The sequence below is a fragment of the Rhodococcus sp. JVH1 genome, from assembly GCF_000280725.2.
Lineage (GTDB): Bacteria > Actinomycetota > Actinomycetes > Mycobacteriales > Mycobacteriaceae > Rhodococcus_F > Rhodococcus_F jostii_A.
The window spans coordinates 1,153,534-1,168,612 of record NZ_CP166289.1 but is presented as its reverse complement, the minus strand read 5'-3'; the positions used below and the strand labels follow the sequence as shown (position 1 = coordinate 1,168,612).

The 15,079-nt window shown below is 64.5% G+C and carries 29 protein-coding genes; 28 read left to right on the top strand and 1 reads right to left on the bottom strand.

What is annotated here, in order from left to right; translation table 11 throughout:
- Window positions 1–12 precede the first annotated feature (12 nt).
- The 23 genes from rplC to map all read left to right on the top strand — a co-directional run bounded on the left by rplC (window position 13) and on the right by map (window position 12,256).
- Window positions 13–669, top strand: coding sequence for a 50S ribosomal protein L3 (rplC, locus tag JVH1_RS05660; protein ID WP_009479366.1), 657 nt, complete (start codon window positions 13–15; stop codon window positions 667–669).
- Window positions 666–1,355 (top strand): 50S ribosomal protein L4, encoded by a 690-nt coding sequence (rplD, locus tag JVH1_RS05655; RefSeq protein ID WP_009479367.1) that lies wholly within the window; start codon window positions 666–668, stop codon window positions 1,353–1,355. The genes rplC and rplD overlap by 4 nt, the downstream gene beginning before the upstream one ends.
- The gene (gene rplW / locus JVH1_RS05650; RefSeq protein WP_005239632.1) at window positions 1,352–1,657 is read left to right on the top strand and encodes a 50S ribosomal protein L23; all 306 of its coding nucleotides are present in this window, start codon (window positions 1,352–1,354) and stop codon (window positions 1,655–1,657) included. The genes rplD and rplW overlap by 4 nt, the downstream gene beginning before the upstream one ends.
- Before the next feature lie 40 nt (window positions 1,658–1,697).
- On the top strand, window positions 1,698–2,534 hold the full coding sequence (rplB, locus tag JVH1_RS05645; protein WP_009479368.1) for a 50S ribosomal protein L2: 837 nt from the start codon (window positions 1,698–1,700) through the stop codon (window positions 2,532–2,534).
- 13 nt (window positions 2,535–2,547) lie between these two features.
- A complete protein-coding gene (gene rpsS, locus JVH1_RS05640) occupies window positions 2,548–2,829 on the top strand; it encodes a 30S ribosomal protein S19 (RefSeq protein WP_003940820.1) in 282 nt (93 codons plus the stop codon).
- Window positions 2,826–3,230 carry a 50S ribosomal protein L22 gene (gene rplV / locus JVH1_RS05635; RefSeq protein WP_005239634.1) on the top strand — a complete coding sequence of 135 codons (405 nt, stop codon included), beginning with the start codon at window positions 2,826–2,828 and terminating at the stop codon, window positions 3,228–3,230. The genes rpsS and rplV overlap by 4 nt, the downstream gene beginning before the upstream one ends.
- Entirely contained in the window at window positions 3,230–4,036 is an 807-nt protein-coding gene (rpsC, locus tag JVH1_RS05630) for a 30S ribosomal protein S3 (protein WP_005239635.1), read from the top strand. Before rplV ends, rpsC begins: the two co-directional genes overlap by 1 nt.
- 3 nt (window positions 4,037–4,039) lie before the next feature.
- A complete protein-coding gene (gene rplP / locus JVH1_RS05625; protein WP_005239636.1) occupies window positions 4,040–4,456 on the top strand; it encodes a 50S ribosomal protein L16 in 417 nt (138 codons plus the stop codon).
- Window positions 4,456–4,692 carry a 50S ribosomal protein L29 gene (gene rpmC / locus JVH1_RS05620; RefSeq protein WP_005239637.1) on the top strand — a complete coding sequence of 79 codons (237 nt, stop codon included), beginning with the start codon at window positions 4,456–4,458 and terminating at the stop codon, window positions 4,690–4,692. The genes rplP and rpmC overlap by 1 nt, the downstream gene beginning before the upstream one ends.
- A complete protein-coding gene (rpsQ, locus tag JVH1_RS05615) occupies window positions 4,689–4,970 on the top strand; it encodes a 30S ribosomal protein S17 (protein WP_005239638.1) in 282 nt (93 codons plus the stop codon). The genes rpmC and rpsQ overlap by 4 nt, the downstream gene beginning before the upstream one ends.
- 170 nt (window positions 4,971–5,140) lie before the next feature.
- A complete protein-coding gene (rplN, locus tag JVH1_RS05610) occupies window positions 5,141–5,509 on the top strand; it encodes a 50S ribosomal protein L14 (protein WP_005239639.1) in 369 nt (122 codons plus the stop codon).
- Complete coding sequence (gene rplX / locus JVH1_RS05605) at window positions 5,509–5,826, top strand: 50S ribosomal protein L24 (RefSeq protein WP_005239640.1); 318 nt, start codon at window positions 5,509–5,511, stop codon at window positions 5,824–5,826. The genes rplN and rplX overlap by 1 nt, the downstream gene beginning before the upstream one ends.
- A gap of 1 nt (window position 5,827) precedes the next feature.
- Entirely contained in the window at window positions 5,828–6,394 is a 567-nt protein-coding gene (rplE, locus tag JVH1_RS05600; RefSeq protein WP_005239642.1) for a 50S ribosomal protein L5, read from the top strand.
- 4 nt (window positions 6,395–6,398) lie between these two features.
- Window positions 6,399–6,584, top strand: coding sequence for a type Z 30S ribosomal protein S14 (locus tag JVH1_RS05595; protein WP_005239644.1), 186 nt, complete (start codon window positions 6,399–6,401; stop codon window positions 6,582–6,584).
- A gap of 148 nt (window positions 6,585–6,732) precedes the next feature.
- Complete coding sequence (gene rpsH / locus JVH1_RS05590) at window positions 6,733–7,131, top strand: 30S ribosomal protein S8 (RefSeq protein ID WP_005239657.1); 399 nt, start codon at window positions 6,733–6,735, stop codon at window positions 7,129–7,131.
- Window positions 7,132–7,145: 14 nt separating this feature from the next.
- Window positions 7,146–7,685 carry a 50S ribosomal protein L6 gene (gene rplF / locus JVH1_RS05585; protein WP_009479371.1) on the top strand — a complete coding sequence of 180 codons (540 nt, stop codon included), beginning with the start codon at window positions 7,146–7,148 and terminating at the stop codon, window positions 7,683–7,685.
- Between the two features lies 1 nt (window position 7,686).
- Complete coding sequence (rplR, locus tag JVH1_RS05580) at window positions 7,687–8,094, top strand: 50S ribosomal protein L18 (protein WP_009479372.1); 408 nt, start codon at window positions 7,687–7,689, stop codon at window positions 8,092–8,094.
- 37 nt (window positions 8,095–8,131) lie between these two features.
- The gene (gene rpsE / locus JVH1_RS05575; RefSeq protein WP_005253858.1) at window positions 8,132–8,788 is read left to right on the top strand and encodes a 30S ribosomal protein S5; all 657 of its coding nucleotides are present in this window, start codon (window positions 8,132–8,134) and stop codon (window positions 8,786–8,788) included.
- Complete coding sequence (gene rpmD, locus JVH1_RS05570; protein WP_005253859.1) at window positions 8,788–8,967, top strand: 50S ribosomal protein L30; 180 nt, start codon at window positions 8,788–8,790, stop codon at window positions 8,965–8,967. Before rpsE ends, rpmD begins: the two co-directional genes overlap by 1 nt.
- Window positions 8,968–8,969: 2 nt before the next feature.
- Window positions 8,970–9,413, top strand: coding sequence for a 50S ribosomal protein L15 (rplO, locus tag JVH1_RS05565; RefSeq protein ID WP_005239667.1), 444 nt, complete (start codon window positions 8,970–8,972; stop codon window positions 9,411–9,413).
- Window positions 9,414–9,603: 190 nt separating this feature from the next.
- Window positions 9,604–10,917, top strand: coding sequence for a preprotein translocase subunit SecY (gene secY, locus JVH1_RS05560; protein WP_005239668.1), 1,314 nt, complete (start codon window positions 9,604–9,606; stop codon window positions 10,915–10,917).
- Entirely contained in the window at window positions 10,914–11,459 is a 546-nt protein-coding gene (locus tag JVH1_RS05555) for an adenylate kinase (RefSeq protein ID WP_009479373.1), read from the top strand. Before secY ends, JVH1_RS05555 begins: the two co-directional genes overlap by 4 nt.
- Window positions 11,459–12,256, top strand: coding sequence for a type I methionyl aminopeptidase (map, locus tag JVH1_RS05550; RefSeq protein ID WP_009479374.1), 798 nt, complete (start codon window positions 11,459–11,461; stop codon window positions 12,254–12,256). Before JVH1_RS05555 ends, map begins: the two co-directional genes overlap by 1 nt.
- 25 nt (window positions 12,257–12,281) lie before the next feature.
- Here the strand turns inward: map and dtd are convergent, their stop codons facing one another.
- On the bottom strand, window positions 12,282–12,719 hold the full coding sequence (gene dtd / locus JVH1_RS05545; protein ID WP_005253862.1) for a D-aminoacyl-tRNA deacylase: 438 nt from the start codon (window positions 12,717–12,719) through the stop codon (window positions 12,282–12,284).
- Between the two features lie 269 nt (window positions 12,720–12,988).
- On the opposite strand from dtd, the gene infA reads away from it, so the two are divergent.
- From infA to rpsD, 5 genes are all read left to right on the top strand, one after another.
- The gene (infA, locus tag JVH1_RS05540; protein ID WP_003418601.1) at window positions 12,989–13,210 is read left to right on the top strand and encodes a translation initiation factor IF-1; all 222 of its coding nucleotides are present in this window, start codon (window positions 12,989–12,991) and stop codon (window positions 13,208–13,210) included.
- Between the two features lie 86 nt (window positions 13,211–13,296).
- The gene (rpmJ, locus tag JVH1_RS05535; RefSeq protein WP_003938068.1) at window positions 13,297–13,410 is read left to right on the top strand and encodes a 50S ribosomal protein L36; all 114 of its coding nucleotides are present in this window, start codon (window positions 13,297–13,299) and stop codon (window positions 13,408–13,410) included.
- 221 nt (window positions 13,411–13,631) lie between these two features.
- On the top strand, window positions 13,632–14,006 hold the full coding sequence (gene rpsM, locus JVH1_RS05530) for a 30S ribosomal protein S13 (protein ID WP_005239677.1): 375 nt from the start codon (window positions 13,632–13,634) through the stop codon (window positions 14,004–14,006).
- Window positions 14,006–14,419: a 30S ribosomal protein S11 gene (gene rpsK, locus JVH1_RS05525; protein ID WP_009479376.1), complete on the top strand. Its 414-nt coding sequence runs from the start codon at window positions 14,006–14,008 to the stop codon at window positions 14,417–14,419. The genes rpsM and rpsK overlap by 1 nt, the downstream gene beginning before the upstream one ends.
- Window positions 14,420–14,441: 22 nt before the next feature.
- Complete coding sequence (rpsD, locus tag JVH1_RS05520; protein WP_005253863.1) at window positions 14,442–15,047, top strand: 30S ribosomal protein S4; 606 nt, start codon at window positions 14,442–14,444, stop codon at window positions 15,045–15,047.
- Window positions 15,048–15,079 lie beyond the last annotated feature (32 nt).

Genomic DNA, 15,079 nt, shown 5'->3' with positions numbered 1-15,079 from the left:
GAGACAAAAACAATGACTGATACCAAGATCAAGGGAATCCTGGGCACCAAGCTCGGCATGACCCAGGTCTTCGACGAGAACAACCGGGTCGTTCCGGTCACCGTCGTGAAGGCCGGACCGAACGTCGTGACCCAGATTCGTACCGAAGAGCGTGACGGCTACAGCGCCGTGCAGCTCGCGTTCGGCGCCATCGACCCGCGCAAGGTGAACAAGCCGACTTCCGGCCAGTTCGCCAAGGCCGGCGTCACCCCGCGCCGCCACGTTGTGGAGCTCCGCGTTGCCGACACCTCGGAGTACGAGGTCGGCCAGGAACTTACCGCCGAGGTCTTCGAGGACGGCGCCTACGTCGACGTCACCGGAACCAGCAAGGGTAAGGGCTTCGCCGGAACCATGAAGCGTCACGGCTTCGCCGGTCAGGGTGCATCGCACGGTGCGCAGGCCGTTCACCGTCGCCCCGGTTCCATCGGTGGTTGCGCCACTCCGGGCCGCGTGTTCAAGGGCATGCGCATGTCCGGCCGCATGGGTAGCGACCGCATCACGACGCAGAACCTCTCCGTTCACAAGGTGGACGCCGAGAACGGCCTGCTGCTGATCAAGGGTGCGATCCCCGGCCGCAAGGGTGGCCTCGTGATCGTCAAGAGTGCAGTGAAGGGTGGTGCACGAGCATGACCAGCACCGAGACATCGACGACCAAGCTGACGCTGGACGTCAAGGTCGCCGGCGGCAAGACCAACGGCACCGTCGATCTCCCCGCGGAGATCTTCGACGCGCCTGCCAACATCGCGCTTCTCCACCAGGTTGTCGTCGCGCAGCTCGCTGCTGCACGTCAGGGCACCCACGCCACCAAGACCCGCGGCGAGGTTCGCGGCGGTGGCAAGAAGCCGTACCGCCAGAAGGGCACCGGCCGCGCTCGTCAGGGCTCGACGCGTGCACCGCAGTTCGCCGGTGGTGGCACCGTCCACGGCCCGCAGCCGCGCGACTACAGCCAGCGGACCCCCAAGAAGATGAAGGCCGCCGCCCTGCGCGGAGCCCTCTCCGACCGGGCCCGCAACGAGCGCATCCACGTGATCACCGAACTGGTTGCCGGTCAGACTCCGTCCACGAAGTCCGCCCGCACCTTCCTCGGCGAGATCTCGGACCGCAAGAAGGTCCTGCTCGTCGTCGGACGCGAGGACATCGCGGCCTGGAAGAGCGTGCAGAACCTGGACGGCGTGCACCCCATTGCACCCGACCAGCTCAACACCTACGACGTGCTCAACAGCGATGATGTCGTCTTCAGCGTCGAGGCGCTGAACTCGTTCATCCACGGGCCCGCCGAGACCGCCCAGGAAGAGAATAAGGAGGAGGGCAAGTGAGCACCATCGCCGATCCCCGCGACATCCTGCTCGCCCCGGTCATCTCCGAGAAGTCCTACGGACTGATCGAGGAGGGCACCTACACCTTCCTGGTGCACCCGGACTCGAACAAGACGCAGATCAAGATTGCCGTCGAGAAGATCTTCGGCGTCACCGTGACCAGCGTCAACACCGCCAACCGTCAGGGCAAGCGCAAGCGGACCCGGTTCGGTTACGGCAAGCGCAAGGACACCAAGCGCGCGCTCGTGACCCTCTCGGCCGACAGCAAGCCCATCGAGATCTTCGGAGGACCGGTCGCGTAAGCGCCCGGGACTTGACGAGACATAGAGGACGAGAAGACTCATGGCAATCCGTAAGTACAAGCCGACTACCCCGGGCCGTCGTGGCTCGAGCGTCTCGGACTTCGCCGAGATCACTCGGTCGACCCCCGAGAAGTCGCTGGTTCGCCCGCTCCACGGACGCGGTGGACGTAACGCACACGGTCGTATCACCACCCGGCACAAGGGTGGCGGACACAAGCGCGCCTACCGGCTGATCGATTTCCGTCGCAACGACAAGGACGGCGTGCCGGCCAAGGTCGCTCACATCGAGTACGACCCCAACCGCACCGCGCGTATCGCCCTGCTGCACTACGCGGACGGCGAGAAGCGCTACATCATCGCCCCCAAGGGCCTGGCCCAGGGTGCTCCGGTCGAGTCCGGCGCAGGCGCCGACATCAAGCCCGGCAACAACCTGCCCCTGCGCAACATCCCGACGGGTACCACCATCCACGCGGTGGAACTCCGCCCGGGTGGCGGCGCCAAGATGGCCCGCTCGGCCGGATCCAGCATCCAGCTGCTCGGTAAGGAAGGCACCTACGCCACGCTGCGTATGCCGTCCGGCGAAATCCGTCGTGTCGACGTTCGCTGCCGCGCCTCGATCGGTGAGGTCGGCAACGCCGAACAGTCGAACATCAACTGGGGCAAGGCCGGCCGTATGCGCTGGAAGGGCAAGCGCCCGACCGTCCGTGGTGTCGTGATGAACCCGGTCGACCACCCGCACGGTGGTGGTGAGGGTAAGACCTCCGGTGGTCGCCACCCGGTCAGCCCGTGGGGCAAGCCCGAGGGCCGCACCCGCAAGAACAAGGCGAGCGACAAGCTCATTGTCCGTCGTCGCCGTACCGGCAAGAACAAGCGCTAGGAGGGAGTGAAGGATGCCACGCAGCCTCAAGAAGGGCCCGTTCGTCGATGACCACCTCCTCGCGAAGGTGGACGTGCAGAACGAAAAGGGAACCAAGCAGGTCATCAAGACCTGGTCCCGTCGTTCCACGATCATCCCGGACTTCATCGGCCACACGTTTGCGGTTCACGACGGCCGCAAGCACGTCCCCGTGTTCGTTTCCGACTCGATGGTCGGACACAAGCTCGGAGAGTTTGCACCGACCCGCACGTTCAAGGGTCACATCAAGGATGATCGGAAGGCGAAGAGGCGATGAGCAACACCGAAACCGCCAACCCGACCGCCAAGGCAGTAGCGCGCCACGTGCGCGTCACGCCGATGAAGGCGCGTCGTGTTGTGGACCTGGTCCGCGGGCGTTCGGTTGAAGACGCCCTGAACATCCTGAAGTTCGCGCCGCAGGCAGCGAGCGAGCCGGTCGCCAAGGTGATCGCCTCCGCAGCAGCCAACGCCGAGAACAACCTCGACCTCGACCCGAGCACGCTTGTCGTCGCCACGGCGTTCGTGGACGAGGGCGCGACCCTCAAGCGGTTCCAGCCGCGTGCACAGGGACGTGCGTTCCGTATCCGCAAGCGCACCAGTCACATCACCGTGATCGTGGAGAGCCTGCCGAAGACCGGAACATCGACCCGTAATCGCCGGAAGGGAAGTGCTCAGTAGTGGGCCAGAAAATCAACCCGCACGGCTTCCGCCTCGGCATCACCACCGACTGGAAGTCTCGCTGGTACGCAGACAAGCAGTACGCGGAGTACGTCAAGGAAGACGTCGCGATCCGTAAGCTCCTCGCCACCGGCATGGAGCGCGCGGGCATCGCGAAGGTCGAGATCGAGCGCACCCGTGACCGTGTGCGTGTGGACATCCACACCGCTCGCCCGGGCATCGTCATCGGCCGCCGCGGCGCCGAAGCCGATCGCATCCGTTCCGAGCTCGAGAAGCTGACCGGCAAGCAGGTCCAGCTGAACATCCTCGAGGTCAAGAACGCCGAGGCCGAGGCTCAGCTCGTCGCACAGGGTGTGGCCGAGCAGCTCTCGAACCGAGTCGCCTTCCGTCGCGCCATGCGCAAGGCCATCCAGTCGGCCATGCGTCAGCCCAACGTCAAGGGCATCCGCGTTCAGTGCTCCGGTCGTCTCGGCGGCGCCGAGATGTCCCGGTCGGAGTTCTACCGCGAAGGCCGTGTGCCGCTGCACACGCTTCGTGCGGACATCGACTACGGCCTCTACGAGGCCAAGACCACCTTCGGCCGCATCGGCGTGAAGGTCTGGATCTACAAGGGCGACATCGTCGGTGGCAAGCGTGAGCTGGCCGCCAACGTGGCTGCTCCCGCAGGCGACCGCCCGCGTCGTGAGCGTCCGAGCCGTCCCCGTCGTTCCGGTGCCACCGGCACCACCGCGACCAGCACCGAGGCCGGCCGCGCAGCGACCGCCACTGCCGATGCACCCGCTACGACTGAACAGAAGGAGGGCTGACGCATGTTGATCCCACGGCGGGTCAAGCACCGCAAGCAGCACCATCCGAGCCGTTCGGGTGCCGCCAAGGGTGGAACCCAGGTGACCTTCGGTGACTACGGCATCCAGGCTCTCGAGCCGGCCTACATCACCAACCGGCAGATCGAGTCCGCTCGTATCGCCATGACCCGGCACATCAAGCGTGGCGGCAAGATCTGGATCAACATCTTCCCGGATCGCCCCCTCACCAAGAAGCCGGCCGAAACCCGCATGGGTTCCGGTAAGGGTTCGCCCGAGTGGTGGATCGCGAACGTCAAGCCCGGTCGCGTGATGTTCGAGATGAGCTACCCCAATGAGGAGATCGCTCGTGAGGCCCTGCGCCGCGCGATGCACAAGCTCCCGTGCAAGTGCCGGATCGTGACAAGGGAGGAGCAGTTCTGATGGCTACTGGAACCCCAGCCGCAGAGCTCCGCGAGCTCACCGAAGAAGAGCTGGTCACCCGGCTTCGTGAGTCGAAGGAAGAGCTGTTCAACCTTCGTTTCCAGATGGCAACGGGTCAGATGGACAACAACCGTCGACTTCGTACCGTTCGTCACGAGATCGCGCGTATCTACACCGTTCTGCGTGAGCGTGAGCTCGGGCTGGCCGTTGGTCCGGACGCAGGTGACGCGGCATGAGTGAGGAAAAAGCAGTGAGCACTGAAGAGCGCGGCAGCCGCAAGGTCCGCACCGGATACGTCGTCTCCGACAAGATGGAGAAGACGATCGTGGTCGAGCTCGAAGACCGGGTCAAGCACCCGCTCTACGGCAAGATCATCCGGCGCACCAGCAAGGTGAAGGCGCACGACGAGAACGGCGTCGCAGGCATCGGTGACCGCGTGCAGCTGATGGAGACCCGTCCGCTGTCCGCGACCAAGCACTGGCGTCTCGTCGAGGTCCTCGAGAAGGCCAAGTAAGAAACCGAATAATGTATCCAGTACGATGGTGGGGTTGCCTTGCGGCAGACGCACGGCAACCCCACCGTTGTGCCGCCCACCCGGGCGGCCCCTCTCGCAGGGCACGGGTACAGACCGCGCACGTCGGGTCGGAAATCTGCCGTGCAACAGTCCAGGTCAAGGAGAAGTAAGTGATTCAGCAGGAGTCGCGGCTGCGCGTCGCCGACAACACGGGTGCCAAGGAGATTCTCTGCATCCGCGTTCTCGGTGGTTCGTCTCGCCGCTACGCCGGGATCGGTGACATCATCGTCGCCACCGTCAAGGACGCCATCCCGGGTGGAAACATCAAGAAGGGCGAGGTCGTCAAGGCCGTCATCGTCCGTACCACCAAGGAGCGTCGCCGTCCGGACGGGTCGTACATCAAGTTCGACGAGAACGCCGCCGTCCTCATCAAGCCGGACAACGATCCCCGTGGCACCCGCATCTTCGGCCCCGTCGGCCGTGAGCTGCGTGAGAAGAAGTTCATGAAGATCGTCTCGCTCGCCCCGGAGGTGCTGTGATGAAGGTGCACAAGGGTGACACCGTGCTGGTCATCGCCGGCAAGGACAAGGGCGCGAAGGGGAAGGTCATCCAGGCCTACCCCGCGACCAACAAGGTCCTCGTCGAAGGCGTGAACCGCATCAAGAAGCACACCGCGGTTTCCGCGAACGAGCGCGGAGCCTCCTCCGGCGGCATCGTCACGCAGGAAGCCCCGATCCACGTTTCCAACGTCGCGGTCGTCGACTCGGACGGCAACCCCACCCGCGTGGGCTACCGGACCGACGAAGAGTCCGGCAAGCGCGTTCGGATTTCCCGGAAGAACGGGAAGGACATCTGACATGACCTCCACTGAGAACAAGATCCAGCCGCGCCTGAAGACTCGCTACCGCGAGGAGATCAAGGCTGCGCTGAACACCGAGTTCGACTACGCCAACGTGATGCAGATCCCCGGCGTCGTCAAGGTCGTCGTCAACATGGGTGTCGGTGACGCCGCGCGCGACGCCAAGCTGATCAACGGTGCCGTCAACGATCTCGCTCTGATCACCGGTCAGAAGCCCGAGATCCGCAAGGCACGCAAGTCCATCGCGCAGTTCAAGCTCCGCGAGGGAATGCCGATCGGTGCCCGCGTCACGCTGCGTGGCGACCGCATGTGGGAGTTCCTGGACCGTCTCGTGTCCGTCGCGCTTCCCCGCATCAGGGACTTCCGCGGCCTGTCGGGCAACCAGTTCGACGGCAACGGCAACTACACGTTCGGCCTGAACGAGCAGTCGATGTTCCACGAGATCGACGTGGACAAGATCGACCGCCCGCGCGGCATGGACATCACCGTGGTGACCACCGCGACCAACAACGAAGAAGGCCGTGCCCTGCTGAAGCACCTCGGCTTCCCGTTCAAGGAGAACTGAGCTAATGGCTAAGAAGGCATTGGTCAACAAGGCCAACAAGAAGCCCAAGTTCGCGGTGCGCGCCTACACCCGCTGCCAGCGCTGCGGCCGTCCGCACTCGGTGTTCCGCAAGTTCGGCCTGTGCCGAATCTGCGTCCGTGAGATGGCGCACGCCGGCGAGCTGCCCGGCGTTCACAAGAGCTCCTGGTGAGCCGGTGACGCCGTCGCCTCGGCGGCGGCGTCACCCCACAGACTTCCGGTTCGTAACCTCGGACCGGGAAACGTAAGACCTACTTCGCGATAGGCCTGCGCCGGAATCGGCAGAGGGAACCGTTGTGAGAAAGGTAGAGGTCAACCTCATGACCATGACCGACCCCATCGCAGACTTCTTGACGCGTCTGCGCAACGCCAACACGGCGTACCACGATGAGGTGAAGTTGCCCCACTCGAAGATCAAGGCGAACATCGCCGAGATCCTCAAGCGCGAGGGTTACATCGCCGACTACCGCACCGAAGACGCCGAGGTGGGCAAGACCCTCATCGTCGACCTGAAGTACGGCCCGAGCCGTGAGCGCAGCCTTGCTGGCGTGCGTCGCGTCTCCAAGCCCGGTCTGCGTGTGTACGCGAAGTCCACCAACCTGCCCAAGGTTCTGGGCGGCCTCGGAGTGGCGATCATTTCCACGTCCACCGGCCTGCTCACCGATCGCCAGGCGGCCAATCAAGGAGTGGGCGGGGAAGTCCTCGCCTACGTCTGGTAAGGGAGGCCACCACAATGTCGCGTATTGGAAAGATTCCCGTCACCGTCCCCGGCGGCGTCGACGTCTCGATCGACGGCCAGGACGTCACGGTCAAGGGTCCCAAGGGCTCGCTGGCCCTGACGATCTCCGAGCCGATTGCCATTGCGAAGAACGACGACGGCACGCTCAGCGTGACTCGTCCGGACGACGAGCGTCGCAGCCGCGCGCTGCACGGTCTGTCTCGCACCCTGGTGCAGAACCTCATCACCGGTGTCACCGACGGTTACACCACCAAGATGGAGATTCACGGCGTCGGTTACCGCGTCGCTCTCAAGGGCAAGGACCTCGAGTTCGCACTCGGCTACAGCCACCCGGTTCCGATCGAGGCTCCGGAAGGCATCACCTTCGCGGTCGAGTCGCCCACCAAGTTCTCGGTGTCGGGCATCGACAAGCAGAAGGTCGGGCAGATCTCGGCCAACATCCGTCGTCTCCGTCGTCCGGACCCGTACAAGGGCAAGGGCGTGCGTTACGAGGGTGAGCAGATCCGCCGCAAGGTCGGAAAGACGGGTAAGTGATATGAGCCAGACTGCAAACCAGAAAGCCAAGCGGATTCCGCTCGGCAAGGATGCGTCCACGAAGCGTCGCCTGTCGAAGGTGCGTCGTCACTTCCGTCTCCGCAAGAAGGTCTCCGGCACGCCCGAGCGTCCCCGCCTGGTCGTCAACCGGTCCGCGCGCCACATCCACGTCCAGCTCGTGGACGACCTCGCAGGCCACACCCTGGCTGCGGCGTCGACCACCGAGGCCGACGTGCGTGCAGCGGACGGCGACAAGAAGGCCCTCAGTGCGAAGGTCGGTCAGCTGATCGCCGAGCGCGCGAAGGCAGCCGGTGTCGAGGCCGTCGTGTTCGACCACGGTGGACACGGCTACCACGGTCGCATCGCGGCCCTTGCGGACGCAGCTCGCGAAGGCGGGTTGAAGTTCTGATGACCAAGACCGAGTACATGAACGGAAGGACAGCCTGATGCCGGGACGTCAGAGGCGTGACGGCGGAAGCGGACCCGCCGGACAGAATGGCCCCAACACCGGGGACAACCGCGGCGGCGGCGACCGTCGTGGTGGCGGTCGCGACGATCGTCGCGGCGGACAGTCGGCCGAGAAGTCGAACCACATCGAGCGCGTCGTCACGATCAACCGCGTGTCGAAGGTCGTCAAGGGTGGTCGTCGCTTCAGCTTTACCGCGCTGGTGATCGTGGGCGACGGCAACGGACTGGTCGGCGTCGGCTACGGCAAGGCCAAGGAAGTTCCTGCGGCCATCCAGAAGGGCGTCGAGGAGGCTCGTAAGAGCTTCTTCCGCGTTCCGATGATCGGCAGCACCATCACGCACCCGGTTCAGGGTGAGGCCGCAGCGGGCGTCGTCATGCTGCGTCCGGCAAGCCCCGGTACCGGTGTCATCGCCGGTGGCGCGGTGCGTGCCGTGCTGGAATGCGCCGGCATCCACGACATTCTGTCGAAGTCGCTCGGTAGCGACAACGCCATCAATGTTGTGCATGCGACCGTTGCTGCGCTCAAGGGCCTGCAGCGCCCCGAGGAAGTTGCCGCTCGCCGCGGTCTCGCCCTCGAGGACGTTGCCCCCGCCGGCATGCTGCGTGCGCGCGCACAGGCTGGGAGCGTGAAGTAATGGCCGAACTCAAGGTCACTCAGATCAAGAGCACCATCGGTACCAAGCAGAACCAGCGGAACTCGCTGCGCACCCTCGGCTTGAAGGGCATCCGTCAGACGGTTGTCCGCGAGGACAATGCCCAGAACCGCGGTCTGATCAACGTGGTGCGCCACCTCGTCACAGTTGAGGAGGTCTAACCATGACCATCAAACTGCATCACCTGCGCCCCGCGCCGGGAGCCAAGTCCGACAAGATTCGTGTCGGTCGTGGTGAAGGCGGCAAGCGCGGCAAGACCGCCGGTCGCGGCACCAAGGGCACCAAGGCCCGCAAGAACGTGCCCGCCGCCTTCGAGGGTGGACAGATGCCGCTGCACATGCGTCTGCCCAAGCTCAAGGGTTTCACCAACCCGTTCCGCACCGAGTACCAGGTCGTCAACGTCGGCGACATCGCCCGTCTGTTCCCCGAAGGTGGACAGGTCACGGTCGAGGACCTCGTTGCCAAGGGTGCCGTCCGCAAGAACCAGCTCGTCAAGGTTCTCGGCGACGGCGACCTGACTGTCGCCGTCCAGGTGACGGTCGACAAGTTCACCGGCTCCGCCAAGGAGAAGATCGCTGCTGCCGGTGGTACCGCCACCGAGCTGTGAGCTATCACCGCTAGCCAGTAGATGGCCGCAGTACAGCCTCGCGCTGTACTGCGGCCATTTGCGGCTGTACGGGCAGCCCTGCCGCAGGTCTCCCAACTGTGCGTTCAGTTGCCACTGTTAGAGTTCTAGAGTTCATTCACGGACAAGTCTGCTTTCGACTCGTCTCCCCACCGTCGTGCCAGGAGGATCTTTGCTTTCCGCCTTCGTCTCGGCCCTCAGGACCCCAGACCTGAGGCGGAAGATCCTCATCGCGCTCGGTCTCGTTGCGCTCTATCGCATCGGTGCCGTGATTCCGTCGCCGGGCGTCGACTACGGGAACGTCCGAGCCTGTGTCGATCAGCTGTCGGGCGGTGACTCCGCGGGTATCTACTCGCTGATCAACCTGTTCTCCGGCGGCGCGCTACTCCAGCTGTCCATTTTCGCGATCGGCATCATGCCGTACATCACGGCCAGCATCATCGTCCAGCTGTTGACGGTCGTCATCCCGAAGTTCGAGGAACTTCGGAAGGAAGGCCAGTCCGGCCAGGCGAAGATGACGCAGTACACGCGTTATCTGTCGATCGCCCTGGCGATCCTGCAGGCCACCGGCATCGTGGCGCTCGCGTCGCGCGGCCAGCTGCTGCAGGGATGCCAGGAAGAGATCATCGCCGACAAGAGCATCTTCGGCCTCGTGATCATCGTGCTGGTCATGACCGCGGGCGCTGCTCTCGTCATGTGGTTCGGTGAGGTCATCACCGAGCGCGGTGTCGGTAACGGCATGTCGCTGCTGATCTTCTCGGGTATCGCGTCCCGCCTGCCGTCCGAGGGCAAGGCCATCCTGGACAGCCGTGGGGGACTGATCTTCGCGATCATCTGCGTCGCGGCCCTCGCCATCATCGCCGGCGTCGTGTTCGTCGAGCAGGGCCAGCGGCGGATCCCCGTGCAGTACGCCAAGCGCATGGTCGGCCGCAAGATGTACGGCGGTTCGTCGACGTACCTGCCGCTCAAGGTCAACCAGGCCGGCATCATCCCGGTCATCTTCGCGTCGTCGCTTCTGTATCTGCCGAACCTCATCGCGCAGCTCACCGGCGCCACGTCGTCCGCCGATCCCAGCTGGTGGCAGCGGATCATCAACGAGTACCTGGTGAATCCGAACAACCCGGTGTACATCGTCATCTACTTCGCGCTGATCGTGTTCTTCGTGTTCTTCTACGTCGCGATCACGTTCAATCCGGAAGAGCGCGCGGACGAGATGAAGAAGTTCGGCGGTTTCATTCCCGGTATCCGCCCCGGTCGCCCCACCGCGGACTACCTGAATTACGTGCTCAACCGCATCACCGTTCCCGGCTCGATCTACCTCGGCCTGATCGCGGTGCTGCCCCACTTCTTCCTGTCCGGAAGCCAGACCTCCAGCAGCATCTTCGGTGGTGCGGCCGTGCTGATTCTCGTCAGCGTCGCCCTGGACACGGTCAAGCAGATCGAAAGTCAATTGATGCAACGTAACTACGAAGGGTTCCTCAAGTGAGACTTGTCCTCCTTGGTCCTCCCGGTGCAGGCAAGGGCACCCAGGCCGCGATTCTGTCCGAGAAGCTCGGCGTCCCGCACATCTCGACGGGCGACCTGTTCCGCGCGAACATCGGCCAGGCCACCCCCCTCGGCCTCGAGGCGAAGAAGTACCTGGACGCCGGGGACCTGGTTCCCAGCGAGATCACCAACAACATGGTGAAGGCCCGTGTCGGCGAGCCGGACGCGGCCAACGGATTCCTCCTGGACGGCTTCCCCCGGACGGTCGACCAGGCTCAGGCGCTCGAGGCGATCCTCGCCGAGCTGAACACCAAGCTCGACGCAGTGCTGTCCTTCATCGTCGACGAGGACGTCGTGGTCGAGCGGATGCTGGCCCGTGGCCGCGCCGACGACAAGGAAGACGTCATCCGCAACCGGCTCCGGGTGTACCGCGAGGAGACCGCGCCGCTGCTGGACTACTACAAGGACCAGCTGGTGACCGTCGACGCCCTGGGCGAGGTCGACGAGGTCAACGCTCGTGCACTGGCAGCGTTGGGTAAGTAATGGGCTTCGGGCGTAAGCGCAAGGTCGTTCCGTTCCGGACCGCAGGCGAGCTCGACGCGATGGCGGCCGCCGGTGCCATCGTCGGTGCGGCTCTGGTGGCGGTCCGCGATGCGGCGAAGCCGGGTGTGAGCACGCTCGAACTCGACGAGGTGGCCGAATCGGTCATCCGCGGCGCAGGCGCCGTGCCCTCGTTCAAGGGCTACCACGGGTTCAGCGGATCGATCTGTTCGTCCGTCAACGATCGTGTGGTGCACGGGATTCCCTCGGCGGAAGACATTCTCGCCGAGGGAGACCTCGTCTCCATCGACTGCGGCGCCATTCTCGACGGCTGGCACGGCGACTCTGCGTGGACTTTCGGTGTCGGAGACATCATCGAAGCGGATCAGCAGCTCAGCGAGGCCACTCGGCTGTCCATGGAGGCGGGGATCGCGGCGATGCTTCCCGGCAACCGCCTCACCGACATCTCCCACGCCATCGAACTCGGCACCCGCGCCGCCGAGGTGGCGCACGACCGAAAGTACGGCATCGTCGACGGCTACGGCGGTCACGGCATCGGTCGCGAAATGCACATGGAGCCGTTCCTCGCCAACGAGGGCGCTCCGGGCAAGGGGCCGCAACTGGTGGTCGGCTCCGTTCTGGCGATCGAACCGATGTTGACCCTCGGCACCACAGATACCGTTGTCCTCGAGGATGATTGGACGGTCGTCACCTCCGACGGCACCCGTGCCGCGCACTGGGAGCACACGGTCGCGGTCACCGAGGACGGGCCGCGCATCCTGACCCTGCGTCCGGAGTAGCGGCCGGCCGGCCGAGGGCGCGGGCCTATACGTCGATGAGCAACGTCACCGGGCCGTCGTTGACGAGGCTGATTTCCATGTGTTCGCCGAACACGCCGGTCTCGACGGTCGCGCCCAGCTCGCGCAGGGCGCCGGTGAACTCGTCCACGAGTGGTTCCGCCACCGGCCTCGGCGCCGCGGCGGACCAGGACGGGCGCCGGCCCCGGCGGGTGTCCGCCATGAGCGTGAACTGACTGGCGACGAGCACCGGGGCGTCGAGGTCGGACGCGGACTGTTCGTTCTCCAGGATGCGCATGGTCCACACCTTCTTCGCGAGCAGAGCCGCCTTCGCCTCGTCGTCCGTATGGGTGACGCCGACCAGGACGAGCAGCCCGTGGCCGCCGGCCGGGGGAGTGATCCGTCCGACCTCGTCGCCGTCGACGCGGACCGACGCGGACGTCACTCGCTGCACCAGGGCGCGCACGCACACCATCCTTCGCATAGTGGCCGTGGCCGTGGCCGTCGGAAGTCGAATTCTGCCGGGCGGGCGGCTCCGTCGGGGACCGCATTTGGCCTGGTGAGCAATTTCCCGTAACATGGATCAACGGTGCGCTATGCGTGCCGGTTGTCTGCGTGCCCAGTGCCGGATTCGATCCGGATTGTTCATGTTTCGGCCGGTGAAGATCCCATTGGGCGCCACGGTAACGGAAACAGATGCAATAAGCACGCCAAACCACATGGATCGCGGAGGATATGGCTAAGAAAGACGGGGCCATCGAGGTCGAGGGACGAGTAGTCGAGCCGCTGCCCAATGCGATGTTCCGCATTGAGCTCGAGAACGGCCACAAGGTTCTCGCCCACATCAGCGGAAAGATGCGTCAGCACTACATTCGCATCCTCCCGGAAGATCGCGTTGTCGTAGAGCTCTCGCCCTACGACTTGTCGCGCGGACGCATCGTTTACCGGTACAAGTAAAGCTTCCCCGCCCGACCAGGTCGGGGAGAAGTACGTCCGCTGCGGCTCTGCGTAGTGGGCTGCCACAAAACAGGAGATCAGAAGACGTGAAGGTTCAGCCGAGCGTCAAGAAGATCTGCGAAAAGTGCAAGGTGATCCGTCGTAACGGCCGGGTCATGGTGATCTGCGAGAACCTGCGCCACAAGCAGCGTCAGGGCTAGATCTCCGCTTTTCGAGGATCTGCTTGGCAACAAGCAAAGATGACCTCCCAGCACCAGCCAGTACTCACGGCTTTCGAGCAGGTACTGGTTCACCCCCGGCACGGAGGCCGGGGCCCCACTGAGTTAGTTGAAGCATTGTCGGTCGCGAGACCGCCGACGTTTGAAGAGGCACAGGGGATGGACTGGGAGCAGACCTCCGCACACCGATAGGAAATGCCGACATGGCACGTCTCGCAGGTGTCGATCTTCCCCGTGAAAAGCGGATGGAGATCGCACTTACTTACATCTACGGCATCGGCCGTACCCGCTCCAAGGAGATCCTGGACGCCACCGGCGTCAGCCCGGATCTGCGGAGCAAGGATCTCTCGGACGAGGATCTGGCCAAGCTCCGCGAGTACATCGAGGAGTCGCTGAAGGTCGAGGGTGACCTTCGCCGCGAGGTCCAGGCCGACATCCGACGCAAGATCGAGATCGGCTGCTACCAGGGCCTGCGCCACCGTCGTGGTCTGCCCGTGCGTGGTCAGCGCACCAAGACCAACGCCCGCACCCGTAAGGGTCCGAAGCGCACCATTGCAGGCAAGAAGAAGGCGAAGTAATGCCCCCCAAGTCACGTGGCACCGGTCCGAAGAAGACCCAGAAGGCGCGTCGCAGGGACAAGAAGAACGTCCCGCACGGCGCCGCTCACATCAAGAGCACGTTCAACAACACCATCGTGTCCATCACGGACCCCGCCGGAAACGTGATTTCCTGGGCGTCCTCGGGACACGTCGGCTTCAAGGGTTCGCGTAAGTCGACCCCGTTCGCCGCTCAGCTGGCCGCCGAGAACGCAGCCCGCAAGGCGCAGGAGCACGGTGTCAAGAAGGTCGACGTCTTCGTCAAGGGCCCCGGCTCCGGCCGTGAGACCGCGATCCGCTCGCTTCAGGCCGCGGGCCTCGAGGTCGGCACCATCTCCGATGTCACCCCCCAGCCGCACAACGGCTGCCGTCCGCCCAAGCGGCGTCGGGTCTAGCGGGAAGGATAGGTAGAAGAAAATGGCACGTTATACCGGACCCATCACCCGCAAGTCGCGTCGTCTGCGCGTCGACCTCGTTGGAGGCGACCAGGCGTTCGAGCGTCGTCCCTACCCGCCGGGCCAGCACGGCCGCGCGCGGATCAAGGAGAGCGAGTACCTGCTCCAGCTGCAGGAGAAGCAGAAGGCTCGCTTCACCTACGGCGTCATGGAGAAGCAGTTCCGCCTGTACTACAAGGAGGCGAACAACCGCCCCGGTAAGACCGGTGAGAACCTGCTCCGCATCCTGGAGTCGCGTCTCGACAACGTCGTGTACCGCGCCGGACTGGCTCGCACCCGCCGCCAGGCCCGTCAGCTGGTCACCCACGGCCACCTCCTTGTGAACAACAAGAAGGTCGACATCCCCAGCTACCGCGTCTCCCAGTACGACATCATCGATGTCAAGGAGAAGTCGCTGTCCACGCTTCCCTTCCAGGTTGCGCGCGAGACCCAGGGCGATCGCCCGATCCCGGGTTGGCTGCAGGTTGTCGGTGGACGTCTCCGGGTTCTGGTTCACCAGCTTCCCGAGCGTGCGCAGATCGACGTTCCTCTGCAGGAACAGCTCATCGTCGAGTACTACTCGAAGTAGGCCTGACGGCTCGTGCGCCTTTCCGGTAGTTC